This is a genomic window from Pseudoalteromonas sp. 13-15 (assembly GCF_001468205.2).
In the GTDB taxonomy this organism is placed as follows: domain Bacteria; phylum Pseudomonadota; class Gammaproteobacteria; order Enterobacterales; family Alteromonadaceae; genus Pseudoalteromonas; species Pseudoalteromonas marina.
Genome location: NZ_CP019162.1, coordinates 360,787 through 378,550, shown reverse-complemented (window position 1 = coordinate 378,550; position 17,764 = coordinate 360,787). Strand labels below are relative to the sequence as shown.

Below are 17,764 nucleotides of genomic sequence, written 5' to 3'. Positions count from 1 at the left end.
GCTACTATTAAAGACGAAAAAGCGCTGAGCAAAAATTGTTATTTAAGCCGCGGCCGTGTAGTATATCGCGCCCTGATATAAACCTCTATTAAAACTAAGAGCAAAACAGATATGACGCAAAAAGTAGTTGTTATTTATTCCGGCGGTATGGACTCGTTCACCGTATTAAATAAAGCCCTGCAACAAGGCCATGATGTATATGCCCTCTCATTTGACTATGGTCAGCGTCATGTAAAAGAGCTTAAAGTTGCTGCGCAAGTATGTGAAAAGCTTAATGTTCCACACAAAATAGTTGATATTTCAGCTATTAATCAGCTTATTGGTGGCTCATCATTAACCGATAACATTGATGTACCAGAAGGCCATTACGAAGAAGAGAGCATGAAGAGCACGATTGTGCCAAATCGTAATATGATTTTGCTCTCGCTTGCAGTTGGTTACGCAGTATCACTTAAAGCAAGCCAAGTTTATTACGGTGCTCATTCTGGGGATCATGCTATTTACCCCGATTGCCGTCCTGAATTTGTGCAAAAAATGGATGATGTATGTCGTATTGCAAACTACGATGCAGTAGAGATTTTTAGCCCATATCTTAATAACACCAAAATTGATATTTTAACTGACGGTATTAAAATGGGTTTAGATTACAGCCAAACATGGACATGTTACAACGGCCGTGAAAAGGCCTGTGGTAAGTGTGGTGCGTGCCAAGAACGTTTAGAAGCATTTGCACTAAACAATATTACAGATCCGTTAGAATACGAATAAGCAACACATAAATAAAAGAGAAAGGCTATGTTACATAGCCTTTTTTATTGCATAGTAAATTAATTACACGGCATTTCAGACTCTATAGCCAGCGCCTTACGCGAGCTTTATAGATAGTAAATTCATCACCAAATAATTTAGTAAGCGCACGTTCTTCTGGCATTATTTGAAACAACGTTAAATAGCCAATAAACCCAATAACACCTAACATTGCCCAAACAGAGCTTAACCACACACCCCACCCAGCTAAAATAAATGCAAATCCTAAATACATGGGATTACGTGAAATTCGGTAAATACCGCTGGTAACTAATTTTGATGCCTGTTCTGGTTTATTGGGGTTTACTGTGGTTTTGGCTAGCTTAAAGCTCACAACACCCGCAACACAGCTTGCACAACCAATAATAACTAAACTTGCCGCCAAGTAGGCAACAAATACAGTAAAGTCAATAACACTGTAATGCGCTATAAGCGCCATAATGCCTGCAAAAAATAGAACAACTATAACGGGAGGTATTTTATTATTTAGCATAATAACTCTCTGATAAAATTAGTTTATAAAATAGTGTGTTAGTAACTATATGGCGATTGATTTGACATTAAACAACCCTGTTACTGTATAAAGTATGAACACCAGACAAAAAGCACTGATTTACATGTATATAGCCACAGTGTTAATTGATTGATTTCAAATCATCGCCCTTTACAAATAAAGTTACAATTGTCAGCTTTATCTAAATTGAAGAAAGCGTATACTTTAAAAATAAAAATATAAAAGGAATATAGTTATGTCTGGTACTACGATGATTGTACTTATCGTGCTTATATCTGTGGGTTCGGGTGTGGTTTACGATATGTATAAAAAGCATTTAGAGTTTAAACATAAAATGCAAAACAACAATAGCGATGCTCATAAACAACTTGCTGAAACAAAAGCAGAAGTGGTTGCACTAAAAGAACGTGTACAAACACTCGAAGCCATTGTGACCGACTCAAGCTTTAACGTTAAGCAAGAAATAAACAAACTGTAAGCGTTGTTAAACGCTTACTTGTTCACTAAGACCCTTAAAGGTAGTTTGGGTATAAATGGGCATTTTCTGGTTGCTCTATTCCATGGGCTGCTAGAAACCCACCTATAGCTTGTCCACATCCCTGAGGTGCTCGCCCGCTGTCTATTTCAAAGTTTAATTGATTAGCTTCTTGCTTACCCATTGAGCACAAATCAACTGTATTTGGTGAGCGCATTGCAATGCTTAACTTACCAATACTTTCTACCGCCACACTTTTACTAAAGCGGGCAAAACCTTGATACTTAAACTGCTCATTTACGTAGTCGTTGCTAGTATTAACTAAGGCTGTAATAAAACCATGTAAAAAGTGGTTAGTAGACGAACCCGTAGCTAAAAACGCAATTGTTTTGTTATTAAATTCATTAAGCTGAGCGTTGTCGCAATGAAGCTTTACTGTATACAAGTGTTGCTGCTCGTTTATAACTTGATGGCTGGTAAGCTCAACAGTCGAGTCAGCAAAAACAATACGGCTGATTAAATCATTAATGTCATCATTATGCCGAGCTTGTATGACTAGTTCAGGGTTTTGAGCCATGACAGGTAAGTCGTGATGATTATTAAATGGTGTGCTAATTGCACCATTTTGTTTTAACTGAAACAACTCTCTAACTTCGTGCTCACGCGCTACTTTTAAAGCTAAAAAAGCAGTTTGAATAAGTTCTGAAGTAGGTAAGTTTTCTTCTACTATCCAGCGTCTACCAAATAGCAATTTTTTTGCTTTATCGGCATTTTGATGGCCACTTTTTTTGTAGTTGTCAGGGCTTAGTACTGCAACTTGTAGGTATATTTCATCGCCTTTTTGTGCAGCAAGAACTCTAAAGTGCGCCGAAAACTCTATGCTTTCGAGCACTTCATTTACACTTTCAAGTGTATGCTTGTAACGTAAAAAATGCTGTGGAACGACCCAATTATTATTAGCTAATTGCACAAGCGGCGCATAGGGAATTGGCTGCTCGTAGCTATGTTGCCATTTTTTGTCGTTACTAAGTAACGTATTTAGGTGACTATTTTTATCTGACATAAATAAACCAAATAAACTCGCACTGGGCAAGATATTAACTGTGCTTACATTACGTGTTTTGTTATGTAATTAGATCACAGCCGCCCGACAAAATTGGGCTTTTTTAACTATCGTATAGACTTTGATAGTCGCTTATAACTTTTTGATAATAAAGCTCATCTTTATTGAGCATTTTATTATAATGATTTAACAGTCGTTGAATGTAGGCCGTATGCTGTTTATTATTTAAGTCCCACATGGCATCACCTGTTTTACTTACCGTTTGGTTGCTTTTAAAGCTAACCTCTATGAGTTCGTATATACGGTTTTTATCGCTTACAATGTGCTCACTATGTAAACCCAAATTAAGCTTGTGTAAACCACTGCGCAATAAATAGGTGTGGTGAATTGGGCATAAAATAAATCGCACATGCTTTACAGACTCTAGCGAGTTGTTAGCTATTATTTGCTGTACTAAACGCAGCGCTAGTTCACCACCTATACCCGCTATAACCACTACCTGATTTGTTACATCATCAAGCTTTATACTTCCAACGTCCTGACACAAGACCTGCCATTCAGGCTTTTTATCACCAGGCGTCCTTAATTTTTTGTTACGTGTAAGCGTTGCCTCAAGGTCGGCCATGACATTGGATAAAATATCAACAAATATGACCTTATCCGCAGCTGAGCGCTTTAACAAAGCCATTCCCAAATAGCCATGATCGCAGCAGCAATCCCAAATAGTGTTTTGCTGGCGAGTGATCAGCGCATCAATTGCAGCCAGTCGTTTACTGAGCTTCATTTAATCAGGCGAATGTGACATTTTATAGACAAGCGCTTTTAAACTTTTATCACTGTCTATTTCAATAAAGCGTGCGGTAGGTGCAAGGCGCTCTACAAATTCAATCGCACCTTGTGTGTGCTCAGCAATAAGTGCTTTAAATGCATCCTCAGTTAGCTCGGGGCTATTGGCGCATAAGAGCAATTTAGTTGTTTGATTAAGTAACTCAGGGAGCCTACGAAGCACTTTTTGGTAATCTTTAGTTAAAATAAAGCTGCCTTTTTGAAAACTTGGTGGGTCAACAATAATCAGATCAAACGGAGCCGCTTTTTTTAATTTACCAAACGACTTTAAAATATCGTGAGGTAAATAACTCACGCCTTTATCAAAGCCATTTAACTGATGGTTTTGCTTACCTACTTTAAGTACTCCTTTGCTCATATCCATATTCATTACGTGATCAGCGCCGCCTTGCATTGCTGCTAACGAAAAGCCGCACGTGTACGAAAATAAATTAAGTACTTTTCCATGCTTACTATTGGCCATTACAAACTCACGGCCATTTCGCATATCTGGAAAAATCCCGGTATTTTGGCGGCTTTGCAAATCAACTAAAAAGCGAATTCCGTTTTCGGTTACTGTATGCGGGTTAGGAAGCGCTCCAAACATAACGGTATTTTGGCTTTGTACACCCGCGCGCTGCTGATAAACAAGCGAGGTAATTAACTCTGGGTAATGCGCTTGCGCCCATTGCCAAAGTGTTTCGGTTAGCTGATTAAGCGTGTTGTCGTCTATTTCATCGTAAGAGACTAAAAATAAGCTGGGCGGGTAAAAATCTAAATTTAAGTGGCTTAATGCCTCAATACTATGGCCTCGCCCGTGAAAAACACGACACAGTTCGTTATTTAAAATAGGGGCACTCTCAAGTGCCGTGATAAGAGGCGTAAAATTTATAGTCATTTTTTAATTAATCAACTGTTGTTGTAGTTCGTGTATTTCGTCGCGCACAGTGCCCGCCTTTTCAAATTCTAAATTACTCGCATACGCGTGCATTTTAGTTTCAAGCTGCTTGATTTGCGTTGTAATTTCTTTCGCGCTGAGCACCTTTTTAGACTCTTTACGAATAAGTTGTAGGTTATCTTTAGGTCCAGCTTCTTCGCCTACATCCATCACATCAAGAATCTTTTTGGCTAAAGCACGTGGCTCTATGCCGTTATCTATATTGTATTGATGTTGAATTTCGCGCCTGCGGCTTGTTTCATCTATCGCTTTTGCCATAGATTTAGTCACTTTATCGCCATATAAAATAGCACGGCCATCTAAGTGACGCGCGGCACGACCAATAGTTTGAATAAGCGAGCGCGTTGAACGTAAAAAACCTTCTTTGTCGGCATCCAGTATGGCAACCAGTGCCACTTCCGGCATATCTAAACCTTCTCTTAGTAAGTTAATGCCTACTAGCACGTCAAACACCCCTGCGCGTAAATCACGAATTATCTCTACGCGCTCTACAGTATCTATGTCTGAATGCAAATAACGTACTTTTACGCCGTGTTCACTTAAGTAGTCAGTTAAATCTTCAGACATACGTTTAGTAAGCGTAGTCACTAATACGCGCTCACCTTTTTCAACACATTGGTATATTTCTGATAATAAATCATCAACTTGGTCGCCAACAGGCCTTACTTCTATAAGCGGGTCTAAAAGCCCTGTTGGACGAATAATTTGCTCTGCAACTTCCCCGCCACTGCGCTCCATTTCAAAGTCGCCAGGCGTTGCCGATACATAAATGGTTTGCGGAGCAATGGCTTCAAACTCTTCAAACCTAAGTGGGCGATTATCCATGGCTGAGGGCATTCTAAAACCATATTCTACAAGGTTTTCTTTACGGCTTCTGTCGCCTTTATACATAGCGCCAATTTGCGACACCGTTACATGGGATTCATCAATAATCATTAATGCGTCATCAGGCAGGTAATCAAGCAATGTTGGTGGCGGATCGCCAGGAGTTCGCCCCGATAAATATCGACTGTAGTTTTCTATTCCTGAGCAATAACCCAATTCGGTCATCATTTCTATATCGTACTGAGTGCGCTGCGCAATACGCTGCTCTTCTACCAATTTATTGGCACTGAGTAATTGAGCTCTTCTATCTTTTAGTTCTATTTTAATATTTTCGATTGCGCCAAGAATTTTTTCTCGCGGAGTTACATAGTGCGTTTTAGGGTAAATAGTGGCACGCACAATATGTTTTTCAACAGCGCCTGTCAGCGGATCAAAAATACTCAAGCGCTCTATTTCGTCGTCAAACATTTCTACCCGCACTGCATATGTTTCTGACTCTGCCGGGAATATGTCGACCACTTCGCCGCGAACTCGGTAAGTACCACGGCTAAACTCTATGTCGTTACGGGTATATTGTATTTCGGCTAAGCGGCGAAGCATGTCACGCTGGTCAACTTTTTCGCCTACTTTTAAAAGCAACATCATTTTCATGTATGACTGAGGGTCACCCAAACCATAAATAGCCGAAACCGATGCAACAATAATGGTATCGCGGCGTTCAAGAAGTGCTTTAGTAGCACTTAAACGCATTTGTTCTATGTGCTCATTTATTGAAGCATCTTTTTCGATAAACGTATCGCTCGATACAACATAGGCCTCTGGTTGGTAATAGTCGTAATAAGAAACAAAATATTCAACGGCATTTTTAGGAAAAAACTCTTTCATTTCACCATAAAGCTGCGCAGCCAACGTTTTATTGTGGGCCATAATAATTGTTGGGCGATTTAAGTCGCTAATAATATTAGCCATGGTAAAGGTTTTACCCGTACCTGTAGCCCCTAACAATGTTTGATGAGCAAGCCCGGCCTCTAAACCTTCGCACAACTGCTTTATTGCGGTGGGTTGATCCCCTGCTGGTTTAAACTGTGATTTTAACTGAAAATGATCACTCAACTATTGCACTCCTGTAACGACTGACTGCTCAAAGACTCAAGCTCTTTTATAAACCATTTATACGCTACCAATGCGGTAAATAAATTACCGACAGCAGCACCTATAAATAATCCCGTTAACCCTGCAAAATGACTACCTAAATAAGCAAACGGAACATAGAAAACAAACAACCGAATAATACTTAAAAACAGCGCGTTCATTGGTTTATGCAAAGCATTAAACGATGAGTTCGATAATATGATCACACCTTGCAGGCCATAACTAAGTGGAATGATATAAATAAAAAGTTTAATTACATCTATTACCGCTTGCTCTTTACCAAATAACTGACTTATAACGCCAGAAAAAATAATCAGTAAAATATAAATTATGAACTGCCAAACCATGACGAACTTCAAGGTACCTATGTATGCATCTTTCACTCTACATAACTTTCCAGCCCCAAAATTTTGACTAACAAATGGAGGGAGTGTCATTGATAAGGCAAGCACTAAAATACTTGCAATAGACTCTATTCTGCTACCAACACCAAACGCAGCAACAGCCTCAGGGCCATGATTAGCAACAAGTGCAGTCATAACTGCCATTGCAACAGGCGTGAGCATATTAGCACCTGCAGCAGGTACACCTATTTTTAAGATTTTTCGGATTGCCCCCACAACCGTTTGTGAGCCCGCTTTTAAGCTAAGTAGTCGCTTTTTTACAGTTAATATATATAAAATAATCACAACAGCTACAGCCCAAGCTATTACACTTGCAATCGCAGCTCCTTGAATACCCATAGCAGGTATAGGGCCAAAACCAAATATCAGCATTGGGTCAAGTAATGCATTTATTAGCCCAGCCCCTCCCATTACAATACTTGGCGTTTTAGTATCGCCACTGGCACGTAATACGGAGTTACCAATCATTGGTGTGATCAAAAATACACTGCCAATAAACCAAATATTCATGTAGTCATGAATTAACGGAAGCACCTGCTGTCCTGCCCCCAATAATGTAAATACAGGGTCAATAAGTAGATAACCAATAAGCGATAACGCAAGCACCAATACAACAGCCACCATTATAGAGATGCTGGCATCAAACCGGGCTTCATCTATTTTGTTACTGCCTAATGCTTTTGCAATGACAGCTGAAGTACCTATTCCTAACCCTATAGCCAAACTAATTACGGTAAATGTAACAGGGAATGTAAAGCTCACTGCCGCAAGGGGCTCAGTACCTAACAAGCTAATAAAAAAGGTATCAACAATATTAAACATCATTAACATGATCATGCCAAAAATCATTGGAACAGTCATGGTTTTCAACGTGGGCAAGATGGGATCGTTTAGTAAATCTGGGCGAGTCTTGGTATTTTGTGTTACGCGCATGAAATAAATAGCCTCTTTTACTGAGTTGATTATTTTAAAGCATCAGGGCAATTCAAGCCACGGATTTATCAATAGATTTAATGCAATAAAACTGCTTAAAGTGCGCCTTGGAAGTAAACATTGCTTTTTAAACGGTTTTGTTAAAACAGCGGCTTAACGCGTCAAAAAACAATTAAGACACATAATTGTTACTTTTATTACAAAACACACGCGTTACCTGATGCTTTTTTGCACAAATCTCCTTTTTGATTTATCGTAACGAAAAATTCCACTCATCGTATCACACACAATAAAACAAAAACTTTAAACCATTGTTTTTAAAGGAAATAAAAATAATGATTTAAAAGCTTGAAATCGTTGTAGCACTCTAAATTACTGGTGCTGCTGATGTTCTTAAAGTTTCATAAACAGAGTTATCCACAGAAACCGTGGATAACTCATTGGACCCCGCATTTATAAAGGGTTTAAGAGAGATACATTTTTACTACTAACTTAAAAAGTGATGAGATTTGCTTTTTAAGTGTTTTATAACCTTTGCAAACCTATTTCATCAGGTTAGTAAATTTTATTTGCAATTTGATTATTAAGCTAACCTGTTTTCAGCATTTATAATTGCAAGTTATTGATTATATTATTTATGAGCACCTTTGCTTTTACTTGCGTATATGGTTAGGTGCTAAAATTACAAATGTTTAAAAAGCATACGCTTTAGATTTTATTACTTAGGATTAAAAATACCCTAACGTCAGGTTTTTGAGTATAAATAGCTAAAACGAAGAGTCAGTACTTTTAAATTTTGTGTTTTACACAGACCAAATCATTTCAAAGTCGTATTTTATTTACTCAATTGGCTATAGCAAACGATCACTTAGCGCTAGTTTACCACTGATGGTTTTATTGAAAGGCCAATAAATGGTTTCAAATAAAGCTATAAAACACGCAGATTGCACATAAAAACAACGAATAAACCTCTTTTTTTAATTTATGACTTTTATATGTTGACACTTTGCAGCGCGGTCATTAATATTTCGCCCCGTTGAAAGGCAAGACGCTTCCCCCTTAGCTCAGTTGGTTAGAGCGACGGACTGTTAATCCGCAGGTCCCCCGTTCGAGTCGGGGAGGGGGAGCCAAGCTTTTTAACCATAAACGATTCCCCCTTAGCTCAGTTGGTTAGAGCGACGGACTGTTAATCCGCAGGTCCCCCGTTCGAGTCGGGGAGGGGGAGCCAAGTTTATGTATATGATGTAGTTCCCCCTTAGCTCAGTTGGTTAGAGCGACGGACTGTTAATCCGCAGGTCCCCCGTTCGAGTCGGGGAGGGGGAGCCAATATCATAAAAGTCAAAATTTAGTTCCCCCTTAGCTCAGTTGGTTAGAGCGACGGACTGTTAATCCGCAGGTCCCCCGTTCGAGTCGGGGAGGGGGAGCCAATTCTCAACAATTCCATAGACATTTACTACTATTTCCACTACCCTTCTACTCTAGAACTAAAACATTGAAAAAAAACTAATAAATGTTGCATTTAGTTAAATAATCAAGGACTTGATTCCTTTCCTCTGTAATATCAAAAAGATTGAAAAAATGGCTGGATTTAAAAAACTTATTTTAATACAAATAATATCTTGGTTATTGTGTGTTGCAGCAGGGAGCTACTTCATTTCAGTGGGCTTTGATAACGCAGTGAGCGAAGCACAAAAAAGTGCTCAAGTAACCGTTAGTAAGTATATAAATGAGCTGTCTATAGACGATATTTCTGCAGAAAATTTAAAAAAATCAATTGCAAACGGCAATACCTTTTCAAACTTCACGCTTAGAGATTATCAAGGCGCGGAAGTTTTCAGTGTTAATTCGTCTGAAGAGTTGCCAGCATTCGCCGAGTTTATTCAGTCTCAATTTAACTCTATACGCCCCCAATTTGCTGTCAACGATGCAGCAGATGTAAAAGTAGAATTTACGCTCAACATTCAACAACTAGCTTCGCAGCTACAAACGGCCCTCTTCATAGTAATACTTATATCAGCGGTGTTGGTGATCATTCCTATCATCTTACTTAAGTCAATTTTTTACCAGCTGAACAAAAATATCAGCACTACAGTATCTGATATCATTGATATATATATTAACCAAAACCAAATTGATGACGATCTACAAACTGCACTCGATGGTTCTAGTCTCAAAAAGCTAGGGAAAGATTTAGTTCCAAGCTTTAACCGGTTATCGCACTTTTTAAAGTCTAAAAGTCAAGATATACAAAATGCAGCAATGAGCATTAAACAAGAAGCCTATAAAGACGTTATCACTTCTTTAGGTAACCGAAATATGTTTGTTGAGTATTATGAAAAGCATATCGAGAACTGCGAGCAAAGTACGTTTGGCTCGTTAGCTATGGTGCGCTGTAGTGAGTTACAAGCAATTAATCAAAGCCGTGGCTACCAAAAAGGTGACGAGTACGTAAGGGGTGTTGCTGATATAATTAAACACTTGAGCGGCACTTATACTGGCAGCCAATTGTTTAGACTAAACAGCTCTGACTTTGCTGTTATTTTACCGCATACACCGCTTAAAGAAGCTGAGCGCTTTGGTGAAAACTTACAGTCCCGCTTTACTCAATATCAACAAAACCAAGAATTAAGCTCTGTGGCTAATACCGGCATTGTGGGTTACGAAAAAGGTAAACCATTAGGCGAGCTGCTTTCGGTGGTTGATAACGCGATGAGTATGGCTCAGTCTAAGCAAACTAATGCATGGCACGTACAACGCGAAACCGATTTAGTTAACAATGTAAGCGCAGGCTTTGGTAACCAAAACTGGCGTAAAGTAATAAACGAAGTTATTGAATCAAAGCGCGTGCATTTAGTAATGCAAAATATTATGCCTTTGGGTAAAAGCATTAAGGCATACGCCGAGATACAGGTTAGGTTTAAAACCGAAGATAACCAAATGCTCCCTACTGCATCGTTTTTAGCCATGGCTGAAAAACTCGATATGGCAATAGAAATTGACCGCCTTATTATTGACTCATCGCTTGAAAAAGTGAAAAGCCGTAACTTATCCGAGAAATTCTTTGGCTTAAATGTAACGGCCTCAAGTGCACATAACGATCAGTTTGTAATTTGGCTAGAGCGTCGCCTATTAAAAGATACCCATATCGCATCTAAACTCGTTTTCGAAGTAAGTGAGTTTGGTTTACAACAAAATATTAAAGCCAGTAAACGCTTTATTGATATGATTCACCGAGTAGGTGCACGTATTACCGTTGAGCGATTTGGTGTCGGTTTAACATCATTCAAGTTTTTCCGTGATTTAAAACCCGATTTTATAAAAATGGATGCCAGTTACACTCGCGGTTTAGAAGACGATAAAAATAATCAATACTTTATGCGTCTAATGGTAGATCTAGCACACAGGATTGGCGTGAGTGTATTTGCCGAAGGTGTAGAGAGCCAAGAAGAAAAACACATAATAGAAACCTTGTGCTTAGATGGCGTTCAAGGCTACTACATCGAAAAGCCGAAAGATATTTAACCCCCTATTTTAAAAAAGAGCACTCGTTGCTCTTTTTTTGTTTGTGCCCTTCCCCTTTATTTAGCGCTACGGTGATCACTGCCCCCCTCAAATTAGTATGATTAAAGTCATCATGTTAAAGAAAAAAGTATGTCTAACTCATAGGTCTATTACATCATTATTACTGTTAGTTAATTTAATAATGTTTATTTAAATGATAATCACTGCACATGTTGTTAATCAGAGCAGAAAAAAGGATAATACACGGGACTTTAAAAGCGCGAGGCTCGCATGACTGAATATGTATTGTTATTGATTGGAACCGTTCTAGTTAATAACTTTGTGTTAGTACAATTTTTAGGCTTATGTCCGTTTATGGGTGTATCAGGAAAACTTGATACAGCAATCGGCATGTCTTTAGCTACCACCTTTGTACTTACGCTTGCTTCAGTAACTAGTTACTTGGTTAATCAGTATATTTTAATCCCTTTGGATATAGAATTTTTACGCACCATGAGCTTTATTTTAGTTATTGCCGTTGTAGTGCAATTTACAGAAATGGTGGTACGTAAAACAAGCCCTACACTCTACCGTTTATTGGGTATATTTTTACCACTTATCACTACAAACTGTGCAGTACTAGGTGTTGCTTTACTTAATATAAAAGAAGACCACTCGTTTTTACAATCAGCAGTGTATGGTTTTGGTGCTGCGGTTGGCTTTTCATTAGTGCTCGTACTATTTGCAGCGCTGCGCGAACGCCTTGCTGCTGCTGATGTTCCAACACCTTTTAAAGGTGCCTCTATTGCTATGATAACCGCCGGCCTTATGTCTATGGCGTTTATGGGTTTTACCGGATTAGTGAAATTTTAATATGACCTTGTTTTATGCCTTAATTGCGCTTGGCTCACTCGCGCTGGTTTTTGGGTTAATTTTAGGCTTTGCTGCAATACGCTTTCGCGTAGAAAGTAACCCCATTGTTGAACAAATCGATACCATTTTACCGCAAACGCAATGTGGTCAATGTGGTTACCCAGGCTGTCGCCCCTATGCAGAAGCAATTGCCAATGGGGATGAAATTAATAAGTGCCCGCCTGGTGGTGAAGCCACCATGAAAAAGCTTGCTGGCCTGATGGGCGTTGATGAGAAACCCCTTGCCGGTGGAGAGCAAGCCGAGCCAATTAAAACCGTTGCATACATACGCGAAGACGAATGTATTGGCTGTACCAAATGTATTCAAGCCTGCCCTGTAGATGCCATTGTAGGTGCTACTCGCCAAATGCATACTGTTTTAATAGACGAATGCACAGGTTGTGATTTATGCGTTGAGCCCTGCCCTGTAGATTGTATTGATATGCTACCGGTTGCTGAAACAAAACAAAACTGGAAATGGCAGTTAGATGCTATTCCTGTTACACAAATAGATTAGAGGTTTGAGTGGAAAAGTTACTTGAACAAATACAAAAAGGTACTGTTTGGCAATTTCCTGGTGGCGTGCATCCTCCACAGCAAAAATCACTTTCTAACGGTGCAAATATTGCTCGCCTTCCACTACCTGACAAACTTGTAGTTGCGCTAAAACAACACATTGGCGCTAATGGTAAATTACTTGTAGAAAAAGGCCAACGCGTACTTAAAGGTCAAGCCCTAACTAAACCCGTTGCTAACTGGTCTGTACCAGTACATGCTCCTAGTTCGGGTGTTATTACAGAAATAGCGCCAAAGCCCTCGGCTCACCCGTCTGCACTGCCAGAGCTAAGTGTTGTTATTGAGCCTGATGGAAAAGACGAATGGTGCACACTTAACCCAATAAGTGAGCCAAAAACACTAAGCCATACTGAGTTAGTTGATATAATTCATCAAGCGGGTATCAGTGGCATGGGTGGCGCTGGTTTTCCAACTTATATCAAGGCCGATACAAAGCAAAAAATAGACTTCTTTATTGTCAATGCTGTGGAATGTGAACCCTATATAACCGCTGACGACACACTAATGCGTGAGCACGCTGCTGAAATTATCCAAGGCATTGAATTAATGCAGCAACTTTTAGACCCAACAATTTGTATTGTGGGCATAGAAGACAATAAGCCAGAAGCTATTGCTGCAATGACTAAAGCGGCTGAACATAACAACAAAATTATTGTTCAAACCGTGCCAACAGTTTATCCCTCAGGTGGCGAAAAACAGCTAATAAAACTGCTGACTAATCGTGAAGTACCCAGCATGGGAATTCCTGCTGATATTGGTGTACTCATGCACAATACAGGTACCCTTTATGCCGTACAACAAGCTGTTTACGAAGGGAAACCTCTTATAGAGCGAGTGGTTACAGTAACGGGTAACACTATACACAAACCAGGTAATGTATGGGCTTTATTAGGTACAGAAATCAAACACCTGCTCGACTGCCAAGGGTTTTCGCCAGTACCACAACAACGTGTTGTAATGGGTGGCCCAATGATGGGCTTTACATTGCCCACCGTACGGATTGGTGTAATTAAAACAACTAACTGTATTTTAGCCCCTGATCATAAAGAGCTTGCAGAGCCAGGACCTGAAAAAGCCTGTATACGCTGTAGTGCGTGTGCAGACGCGTGCCCGGCTTCGTTACTACCGCAACAATTACAGTGGTTTGCAAAATCTAAAGAGTACGACAAACTCCAAGAACATAACCTGTTTGATTGTATTGAATGTGGTGCCTGTGCGTATGTGTGCCCAAGCGAAATCCCACTTGTGCAATATTACCGAGTGGCTAAAGTTGAAATAAAAGAACAACAAGCTGAAAAAATAAAAGCAGATAGAGCAAAAGAACGCTTTGATGCGCGCAAGGAGCGTTTAGAGCGTGAACAAGAAGAGCGTAAAAATCGTCATAAGCGCAAGGCACCAGCTAAGTCTGATGATGAAAAGCAAAAAGTAGCGGATGCCCTTGCCCGTGTTAAAAACAAATCGAACGATGGGAATGAAAAGTCAGCCGTTGCTGCTGCAATAGCTCGCGCAAAAGCCAAAAAACTTGAAGGCCAAAATACTGAGATTGAGCCAGATAATAGTGAAGTAGCTAAAGAGCGTGCACTGCGCAAAGAGCAAGCTCGTAAATATAAAGAGCAAAAAGAGCTTTCTGAAGACGCTACAACCCCTGACGACAAAAAATCCGCAGTCGCTGCCGCAATTGCTCGTGCTAAAGCTAAAAAGGCAGCACAAGCACAAGGGGCTCAAGCAAATACAGATGATGCCGATACAGCAGCGCCTACTGATGATAAAAAAGCGGCTGTAGCCGCCGCAATTGCACGCGCTAAAGCTAAAAAGGCAGCGCAAGCACAAGGGGCTCAAGCAAATACAGATGATGCCGATACAGCAGCGCCTAATGATGACAAAAAAGCGGCCGTAGCCGCCGCAATTGCACGTGCTAAAGCTAAAAAGGCAGCGCAAGCACAAGGTGCTCAAGCTAATATAGGTGATGCCGATACAACAGCATCTACTGATGATAAAAAAGCGGCTGTAGCCGCTGCAATTTCTCGTGCTAAAGCTAAAAAAGCCGCTAAAGAAGCTGATAAAATAGAACAATTGGACGAATCGAACAACACTGTAGAACAAGCAGACAATGTTAAATCTGAAAGCTCAGAAGCAGACTCACCAGCAGAGAACAAAAAAGCGGCTGTAACGGCTGCGATTGCCCGTGCTAAAGCTAAAAAAGCGGCAAAAGAGGCGCAGCAAACACAAAGCGATGAAGATACTGATCAAGTGGCGATAACTGAGCCTGAAACGCCAAGTGAAGCTACCCCAGAACAAACCGCCGCCGAAAAGAAAAAAGCTGCAGTGGCCGCCGCTATTGCTCGCGCCAAAGCCAAAAAGTTACAAAAAGAAGGAAATGATCAGTCATGAAATTAACCATGGCCAGTTCGCCGCATAATCATAGCCATAAATCGCTAACACGATTAATGCTAACCGTTATTGCTGCATGTATTCCTGGGCTCATTGCTCAAGTTTTCTTTTTTGGTACAGGTGTACTTATTCAACTCGCCCTTGCTTTTGTGGCTGTCACAGCTTTTGAAGCAGCAGTAATGCTAATACGTAAGCGCCCTGTTTGGCCTGCATTAAGTGATAGCAGTGCATGGTTAACCGCTGTGTTACTTGCCTTGAGCATCCCACCATTTGCACCGTGGTGGATTGTTATAATTGGTAGTTTATTTTCCATAGTTATTGTAAAGCAGCTTTATGGTGGCTTAGGTTTTAACCTATTTAACCCCGCTATGGCAGCCTATGTTTTGCTACTGGTATCGTTCCCTGTGCAAATGACTGCGTGGTTACCTGTTACAGATCTAGCTAGTAACCCTATTGGCTTTACAGAACAATTACGCCTTATTTTTACGGACTTTACCTCTACTGGTTATAGCTTAGATCAAGTACGTGCAGGTATTGATGGCACTACAATGGCAACGCCACTAGACACTATTAAAACAGATGTAGCTCATGGTTTAACAGTGAGCGAAAGCATGCAAAAGCCTATTTTTAACGAATGGGCAGGCCAAGGTTGGATGTGGGTTAACCTTGGTTTTTTAGCTGGCGGGTTGTATTTACTAAAAGAAAAAGTAATTAACTGGCATATTCCTGTTAGTTTTATTGGTAGCTTAGCATTATGCAGTGCTATTGGTTATATAGCGGCACCGGGCACAGAGCCGGGTACTGTATTTCACTTGCTAAGTGGCGCAACTATGATGGGCGCATTTTTTATTGCAACCGACCCAGTGTCGGCCTCAACCACAAATAAAGGTCGCTTGATTTACGGCGCACTAATTGGGTTATTTGTTTATTTAATTCGTACCTTTGGTGGTTTTCCTGATGCGGTTGCCTTTGCAGTACTATTGCTAAATATTGCAGTACCACTTATTGACTACTACACACAGCCACGTACTTATGGTCATGGAGCAGTAAAATGATTGTTTCATCTATGGCAAAAAACGGCGCTATTTTAACTGCGTTTGCCCTTGTAACTACTGGGCTAGTGGCAACTATTGATGCATTAACGGCGGATAAAATTGCAGAGCAAGAGCAACTATACTTAACATCACAATTGCACGAAGTACTTGACCCTAACACCTACGACAATGACTTGTCGAAAGACTGTATCGTTATTAAAGATGAACGACTAGGACCATATAATTCGCAAGTTATCTACCGTGCACGAAAAAATAACCAACCAGTCGCCCTTGTTGTTAGGCACGTAACACCAAACGGTTACAGTGGCGATATAAAGCTTTTAACCGCCATATTACGCGAAGGAACTGTAGCGGGTGTGCGAACCACTAAACACGAAGAAACACCAGGGTTAGGCGACAAAATAGAAATTAAAAAGTCATCATGGATCACCACATTCAAAGGCTTAACTGTGCACAGTGAAGACGATAACCGCTGGGCTGTGAAAAAGGATGGCGGCCAATTTGATCAGTTCACTGGGGCAACAATTACGCCTCGTGCAGTTGTAAATTCAGTTAAAAACGCCGTATTATTTGCGCAAAATGAGTTTGATACTATTTTTACAGCCCCAAGTAGCCAGTGTGAAGAGGTAACCCAATGAGTGAGTTAAAAACACTGTACAAAGAAGGGATGTGGGTAAACAACCCTGCTCTTGTTCAACTTTTAGGGCTTTGTCCGCTGCTTGCTGTGACATCGACTGTTACAAACGCACTGGGCTTGGGCCTTGCAACACTTTTGGTATTAATTGGATCAAATGTAAGCGTATCTATTGTACGAAACTGGGTACCAAAAGATATACGTATTCCCGTTTTTGTAATGATCATTGCTGGGTTTGTAACCATTGTTCAATTACTGATGAACGCCTACACATTTGGACTTTATCAATCGCTGGGCATATTTATTCCACTAATTGTAACTAACTGCGCAATTATAGGCCGCGCCGAAGCGTACGCCTCAAAAAATCCAATTCATTTATCTGCCTTTGACGGATTAATGATGGGACTTGGATTTATGCTTGTACTCGTTGTACTGGGTGCAATGCGAGAACTCATTGGCCAAGGTACGTTATTCGACAGTGCCGATTTATTACTGGGTCCGTGGGCACAAAGTTTACGCATTGAAGTGTTTAGCTTTGACAATCAGTTTTTGCTTGCTATTTTACCACCTGGCGCATTTTTAGGGCTTGGGTTACTCATAGCCGCTAAAAATGTGATTGATGCACAAATAAAATCAAAACAAATTGCACCGCCAGAAGCCGAAAAAGGCCCTCGTGCACGTGTTACCAGTTTAACTTAAGGGGAAACGTACTGCTTTTTAAGTAAGTACGTTTAAGTTA

At 40.3% G+C, this 17,764-nt stretch carries 15 protein-coding genes and 4 tRNA genes; 13 read left to right on the top strand and 6 right to left on the bottom strand.

Annotated elements, in window-relative coordinates:
• Nucleotides 1-111 precede the first annotated feature (111 nt).
• The gene (gene queC / locus ATS72_RS01890) at nt 112-768 is read left to right on the top strand and encodes a 7-cyano-7-deazaguanine synthase QueC (RefSeq protein ID WP_006792320.1); all 657 of its coding nucleotides are present in this window, start codon (nt 112-114) and stop codon (nt 766-768) included.
• Between the two features lie 82 nt (nt 769-850).
• On the opposite strand, the gene ATS72_RS01885 is transcribed toward queC, so the two are convergent.
• On the bottom strand, nt 851-1,300 hold the full coding sequence (locus tag ATS72_RS01885; protein WP_006792319.1) for a methyltransferase family protein: 450 nt from the start codon (nt 1,298-1,300) through the stop codon (nt 851-853).
• Between the two features lie 256 nt (nt 1,301-1,556).
• Between ATS72_RS01885 and ATS72_RS01880 the strand changes: the two genes are divergently transcribed.
• Entirely contained in the window at nt 1,557-1,799 is a 243-nt protein-coding gene (locus ATS72_RS01880; RefSeq protein WP_008129811.1) for a hypothetical protein, read from the top strand.
• Between the two features lie 34 nt (nt 1,800-1,833).
• Here the strand turns inward: ATS72_RS01880 and ATS72_RS01875 are convergent, their stop codons facing one another.
• The 5 genes from ATS72_RS01875 to ATS72_RS01855 form a co-directional block, all read right to left on the bottom strand.
• A complete protein-coding gene (locus tag ATS72_RS01875; RefSeq protein WP_058428666.1) occupies nt 1,834-2,859 on the bottom strand; it encodes a hypothetical protein in 1,026 nt (341 codons plus the stop codon).
• A gap of 103 nt (nt 2,860-2,962) precedes the next feature.
• A complete protein-coding gene (locus ATS72_RS01870; RefSeq protein WP_058428665.1) occupies nt 2,963-3,643 on the bottom strand; it encodes a tRNA (adenine(22)-N(1))-methyltransferase TrmK in 681 nt (226 codons plus the stop codon).
• A complete protein-coding gene (locus ATS72_RS01865) occupies nt 3,644-4,582 on the bottom strand; it encodes a class I SAM-dependent methyltransferase (protein WP_058428664.1) in 939 nt (312 codons plus the stop codon).
• 3 nt (nt 4,583-4,585) lie between these two features.
• Nucleotides 4,586-6,580, bottom strand: coding sequence for an excinuclease ABC subunit UvrB (gene uvrB / locus ATS72_RS01860; protein WP_058428663.1), 1,995 nt, complete (start codon nt 6,578-6,580; stop codon nt 4,586-4,588).
• Nucleotides 6,577-7,956, bottom strand: a complete 1,380-nt coding sequence (locus tag ATS72_RS01855) for an MATE family efflux transporter (RefSeq protein WP_039036698.1) — start codon at nt 7,954-7,956, stop codon at nt 6,577-6,579. Before ATS72_RS01855 ends, uvrB begins: the two co-directional genes overlap by 4 nt.
• A gap of 1,053 nt (nt 7,957-9,009) precedes the next feature.
• Here ATS72_RS01855 and ATS72_RS01850 point away from each other — a divergent pair.
• From ATS72_RS01850 to ATS72_RS01800, 11 genes are all read left to right on the top strand, one after another.
• Nucleotides 9,010-9,086, top strand: a tRNA-Asn gene (locus ATS72_RS01850).
• Nucleotides 9,087-9,107: 21 nt separating this feature from the next.
• Nucleotides 9,108-9,184: transfer RNA gene (locus ATS72_RS01845), tRNA-Asn, on the top strand.
• Nucleotides 9,185-9,205: 21 nt separating this feature from the next.
• Nucleotides 9,206-9,282 (top strand) — tRNA-Asn (locus ATS72_RS01840).
• A 24-nt stretch (nt 9,283-9,306) separates the two neighbouring features.
• A tRNA-Asn gene (locus ATS72_RS01835) sits at nt 9,307-9,383 on the top strand.
• A gap of 151 nt (nt 9,384-9,534) precedes the next feature.
• A complete protein-coding gene (locus ATS72_RS01830) occupies nt 9,535-11,478 on the top strand; it encodes an EAL domain-containing protein (RefSeq protein WP_058428662.1) in 1,944 nt (647 codons plus the stop codon).
• Between the two features lie 270 nt (nt 11,479-11,748).
• Nucleotides 11,749-12,330, top strand: coding sequence for an electron transport complex subunit RsxA (rsxA, locus tag ATS72_RS01825; RefSeq protein WP_008134172.1), 582 nt, complete (start codon nt 11,749-11,751; stop codon nt 12,328-12,330).
• Between the two features lies 1 nt (nt 12,331).
• Nucleotides 12,332-12,886 carry an electron transport complex subunit RsxB gene (gene rsxB, locus ATS72_RS01820; protein ID WP_006794774.1) on the top strand — a complete coding sequence of 185 codons (555 nt, stop codon included), beginning with the start codon at nt 12,332-12,334 and terminating at the stop codon, nt 12,884-12,886.
• An 8-nt stretch (nt 12,887-12,894) separates the two neighbouring features.
• Nucleotides 12,895-15,336 carry an electron transport complex subunit RsxC gene (rsxC, locus tag ATS72_RS01815; RefSeq protein ID WP_058428661.1) on the top strand — a complete coding sequence of 814 codons (2,442 nt, stop codon included), beginning with the start codon at nt 12,895-12,897 and terminating at the stop codon, nt 15,334-15,336.
• Nucleotides 15,333-16,391 carry an electron transport complex subunit RsxD gene (gene rsxD / locus ATS72_RS01810; RefSeq protein WP_058428660.1) on the top strand — a complete coding sequence of 353 codons (1,059 nt, stop codon included), beginning with the start codon at nt 15,333-15,335 and terminating at the stop codon, nt 16,389-16,391. The genes rsxC and rsxD overlap by 4 nt, the downstream gene beginning before the upstream one ends.
• On the top strand, nt 16,388-17,029 hold the full coding sequence (gene rsxG, locus ATS72_RS01805) for an electron transport complex subunit RsxG (protein ID WP_058428659.1): 642 nt from the start codon (nt 16,388-16,390) through the stop codon (nt 17,027-17,029). Before rsxD ends, rsxG begins: the two co-directional genes overlap by 4 nt.
• Complete coding sequence (locus ATS72_RS01800) at nt 17,026-17,724, top strand: electron transport complex subunit E (protein WP_008131414.1); 699 nt, start codon at nt 17,026-17,028, stop codon at nt 17,722-17,724. Before rsxG ends, ATS72_RS01800 begins: the two co-directional genes overlap by 4 nt.
• Nucleotides 17,725-17,764: the final 40 nt, after the last annotated feature.

Bases quoted from the DNA above. Each gene is read 5' to 3' on its own strand.
- ATS72_RS01870 (WP_058428665.1), bottom strand. From the start codon at position 3,643: ATGAAGCTCAGTAAACGACTGGCTGCAATTGATGCGCTGATCACTCGC.
- queC (WP_006792320.1), top strand. From the start codon at position 112: ATGACGCAAAAAGTAGTTGTTATTTATTCCGGCGGTATGGACTCGTTC.
- ATS72_RS01865 (WP_058428664.1), bottom strand. From the start codon at position 4,582: ATGACTATAAATTTTACGCCTCTTATCACGGCACTTGAGAGTGCCCCT.
- rsxB (WP_006794774.1), top strand. From the start codon at position 12,332: ATGACCTTGTTTTATGCCTTAATTGCGCTTGGCTCACTCGCGCTGGTT.
- ATS72_RS01830 (WP_058428662.1), top strand. From the start codon at position 9,535: ATGGCTGGATTTAAAAAACTTATTTTAATACAAATAATATCTTGGTTA.
- rsxG (WP_058428659.1), top strand. From the start codon at position 16,388: ATGATTGTTTCATCTATGGCAAAAAACGGCGCTATTTTAACTGCGTTT.
- ATS72_RS01875 (WP_058428666.1), bottom strand. From the start codon at position 2,859: ATGTCAGATAAAAATAGTCACCTAAATACGTTACTTAGTAACGACAAA.
- rsxD (WP_058428660.1), top strand. From the start codon at position 15,333: ATGAAATTAACCATGGCCAGTTCGCCGCATAATCATAGCCATAAATCG.
- ATS72_RS01880 (WP_008129811.1), top strand. From the start codon at position 1,557: ATGTCTGGTACTACGATGATTGTACTTATCGTGCTTATATCTGTGGGT.
- ATS72_RS01800 (WP_008131414.1), top strand. From the start codon at position 17,026: ATGAGTGAGTTAAAAACACTGTACAAAGAAGGGATGTGGGTAAACAAC.
- ATS72_RS01885 (WP_006792319.1), bottom strand. From the start codon at position 1,300: ATGCTAAATAATAAAATACCTCCCGTTATAGTTGTTCTATTTTTTGCA.
- ATS72_RS01855 (WP_039036698.1), bottom strand. From the start codon at position 7,956: ATGCGCGTAACACAAAATACCAAGACTCGCCCAGATTTACTAAACGAT.
- rsxA (WP_008134172.1), top strand. From the start codon at position 11,749: ATGACTGAATATGTATTGTTATTGATTGGAACCGTTCTAGTTAATAAC.